The 3,223-nt window shown below is 74.2% G+C and carries 3 protein-coding genes and 1 pseudogene; all 4 read left to right on the top strand.

Features of this window, described 5'->3' with window-relative positions:
• Positions 1 to 927 (top strand): energy-coupling factor transporter transmembrane component T family protein (locus BH719_RS06205; RefSeq protein WP_009743955.1); only part of this gene is annotated, 927 nt, incomplete at its 5' end.
• On the top strand, positions 924 to 1,478 hold the full coding sequence (locus tag BH719_RS06200) for a nucleoside/nucleotide kinase family protein (RefSeq protein ID WP_009743954.1): 555 nt from the start codon (positions 924 to 926) through the stop codon (positions 1,476 to 1,478). The genes BH719_RS06205 and BH719_RS06200, both read left to right, overlap by 4 nt.
• A 24-nt stretch (positions 1,479 to 1,502) precedes the next feature.
• Positions 1,503 to 3,011 carry a phospholipase D-like domain-containing protein gene (locus BH719_RS06195; protein WP_009743953.1) on the top strand — a complete coding sequence of 503 codons (1,509 nt, stop codon included), beginning with the start codon at positions 1,503 to 1,505 and terminating at the stop codon, positions 3,009 to 3,011.
• A pseudogene (locus BH719_RS09675) lies at positions 3,008 to 3,223 on the top strand (hypothetical protein); the annotation flags it as partial. The gene BH719_RS06195 and the pseudogene BH719_RS09675, both read left to right, overlap by 4 nt.

Raw genomic sequence — 3,223 nt, 5'->3', positions numbered from 1 at the left:
GGGGGAGCGGACGGAGCCGAGGACGCCGACGAAGCCGGGGGAGCGGACGGAGCCGGGGGAGCCGGCAGCAGCGGCGCCCAGGCGTCCGCCACCGCAGCGGAGGCAACGGACCGCGCCGACCACCCCCGGACGCAGGCGCCCAGGACCCCGGGCCGGGAGGACGGGAGGCGGCGCCGCGGACTCGACCGCTTCAACCCCGTCACCCGGATCCTCGCGCTCATCGTCATGACGACGCCCCTGCTCATCAGCGTCGACCCCGTCAGCGCCTCGGTGGCGCTCGGCCTCGAACTGCTCGTCCTGCCCGCCGCGCGGATGAGGGCGCGCAGCCTCGCGCTGCGCTGCTCGCCACTGGCGGTCGCCGCGCCCCTGTCGGCCCTGTCGATGCTGCTCTACGCCTCCCCCGGGGGCGCCACCTACTGGAGCATGGGGCCCGCGGCCATCACCGACAGGTCCATCTGGCTGGCCATCGGCATCGCGCTGCGCGTGTGCGCGGTCGCCCTGCCCGCCATCGTGCTGCTGTCGAACATCGACCCCACGGACATGGGCGACGGGCTGGCACAGATCCTCCACCTGCCCGCCCGGCCCATCCTGGCCGCGCTGGCGGGCGCCCGCATGACCGGCCTCATGGCGGCCGACTGGAAAGCGCTCGAACGGGCCAGGCGCATACGGGGCATCGGCGACGGCTCCCGCGTCCGCTCCTTCCTCAGGGGGAGTTTCTCCCTGCTGGTCTTCGCCCTGCGGCGCAGCGCGAAACTCTCCCTCACCATGGAGGCCCGCGGATTCGGCGCCCCTGGCCCGCGCACGTGGGCGCGCCCGTCCCGGATGGGCGCCGCGGACGCCGCCCTCATGGCGGTCGCCGTCCTGATCCCCGCCGCCGCCATCGCCGTCGCGGTCCTCACCTCCAACCTGTCGCTGGTGGGCCGGTGACGGCGCCCCGGGCCACCGTCCCCGCCGTCGCCAGGGCGCTCGACGCCCTGGCGCGCACCCGCCACGCGCGGCGCCCCGGCGCCCCCCTCGTGCTGATCGACGGACTCTCCGGCGCCGGCAAGAGCACGCTCGCGGCCGCACTGGCGCCACCGGGCGGCCCGTGGAGGGTCCTCGGCCTCGACTCCTACTACCCCGGGTGGGACGGCCTCGAGGAGGGCTCCCGCGAAACCGCCCGCATCGCCCGCGACCTCGCCGCCGGGCGGGACACCCACTACACGCCGTGGGACTGGGAAGCGGGGCGCCCCCTCGCCCCGGTGCTCCTGCCCGCGGGGATCCCCACCGTCATCGAGGGCTGCGGCGCGCTGACGCCCGCCTCGCGCGCCAGTGCCGACCTGGCGGTGTGGGTGGAAGCGGGCGGGGGCGCCGGCCAGCGCCGGGCCAGGGCGCTCGCACGCGACGGCGACGTGTACGCGCCCCACTGGCGCAGGTGGGCGGCGCAGGACGGGGCGCGGGACGGGGCGCGCCTCGCCGACCTGGTCGTACGAACTTGAGGGGGCCGCCGGTAGTCTGGGCGCATGGTCCCGTTGCCGCCGCCCGAGCTGCCGACGTGGCTGATCGCCACGATCGTCGGAGTCGATACCGTCATCCGCCTGGTCGCCCTCGGCGTGGTCCCCAGGCACAGGCGGGCCTCCACTTCGACCGCCTGGCTGCTGATCATCTTCCCGGTGCCCTTCCTGGGCGTCCCCCTCTACCTGGTCTTCGGGTCCTGGTGGGCAATGGGCAGGGCCCTCGACGACGACCCCAAGGCGTCCGGAATCGTCAAGGAGCTACTGGCCGCCGCGCCCGGTTGGACGCCGCACGCCCACGAGGCGACCGCCGCCATCATGCGGATGAACCGCGAGACCACGCGGTTCGGCGAGACCACCGGGAGCGTGGGCGGGCTCTACACCGCTCCCGCGGAGGCCTTCGCCGCCATGGCCGACGCCGTGGACCGCGCCGCCCACCACGTCCACGTCCTGTACTACCAGACCAGCTGGGACGACGACACCGCGGTCCTCTACGAGGCCCTCCAGCGCGCCGCGGCCCGGGGCGTCGTCGTGCGCCTGCTGGTGGACCACCACGGACTGCGCTCCATCCCCGGGTGGCGGGAGTTCCGCGACCGCCTGGACGGATCCGGCCTCCAATGGCACGTCATGCTGCCCTTCAACCCCTTCAAGGGCCCCGTGCGGCGGCCCGACCTGCGCAACCACCGCAAACTGCTGGTCGTCGACTCCCGCACCGCCTTCGTCGGCTCGCACAACCTGGTCGCCGCCGACTACGACACCCCCGCCTACGCCGAGGCCGGCATCGAGTTCCACGATACGACCGTCAGCGTCCACGGCAGTATCGCCCGCCAGGTGGAGACGGTCTTCGCCACCGACTGGTTCTACGCGTGCGGCGAGGTTCTGGGCCCCGCCGACCTGGACCCCGAAGACCCGGGCGGCGACGACCTGGGCGGCGGCGAGGACGCCGAGCACACGGGCGGGGCCCACGCCTCGCCGATGCAGATCGTCCCCTCAGGGCCCGCGTACCGCTCCGAGCCCGGCCTGCGGATGTTCGTCGACCTCATACACTGCGCGACCCGCTCCGTGTCGGTCGTCAGCCCCTACTTCATCCCCGACGAGGCCCTCCTGTCGGCGCTGACGAACGCCGCCCTCAAGGGCGTCGACGTCGAGTTGTTCGTGTCCGAGGAGTCCGACCAGTTCCTGGTCGGCCACGCCCAGCGCTCCTACTACGAGCCCCTGCTCAAATCCGGCGTGCGCATCCACCTGTACCAGGCGCCCACCGTCCTGCACTCCAAGTACGTCATGATCGACCGCCGGACCGTCACCATAGGGTCGTCGAACATGGACTTCCGGTCCTTCGGCCTCAACTACGAGGTGATGCTGCTGGCCGAGGACCCCGGGCTGGCGGAGATGATCGCCGCCAACGACCAGCGCTACCGCGAGCGGTCCCGGGAGCTCACCCTGGCCGAGTGGATCGGGAAGCCGTGGTACGCGCACTACGTGGACAACGTGTGCCGCCTCGGGTCGGCGCTGCTGTGAGCGCGCCGGAGAACAGGGGCGGCGCGGGCGGGAACCCCTTCGAGGCGGCGCGCCCCAGCTACGCGCGCGTGCGGCCCGCCTACCCGGCCGCCGCCGTCGCCGCCATCGTGCGGGCGGCCGGCCTGGACGTGCGGGGAAGCCGGGGAGGGGATGCGGGCCCCACTGCCGGGGGAGGCGCGGTGTGCCCCGCTGCCCGGGGGAACGCGGGGGCG

It is taken from the genome of Pauljensenia hongkongensis, assembly GCF_001746855.1.
GTDB classification, from domain to species: domain Bacteria; phylum Actinomycetota; class Actinomycetes; order Actinomycetales; family Actinomycetaceae; genus Pauljensenia; species Pauljensenia hongkongensis.
This window is presented reverse-complemented; position numbering and strand designations above follow the sequence as displayed.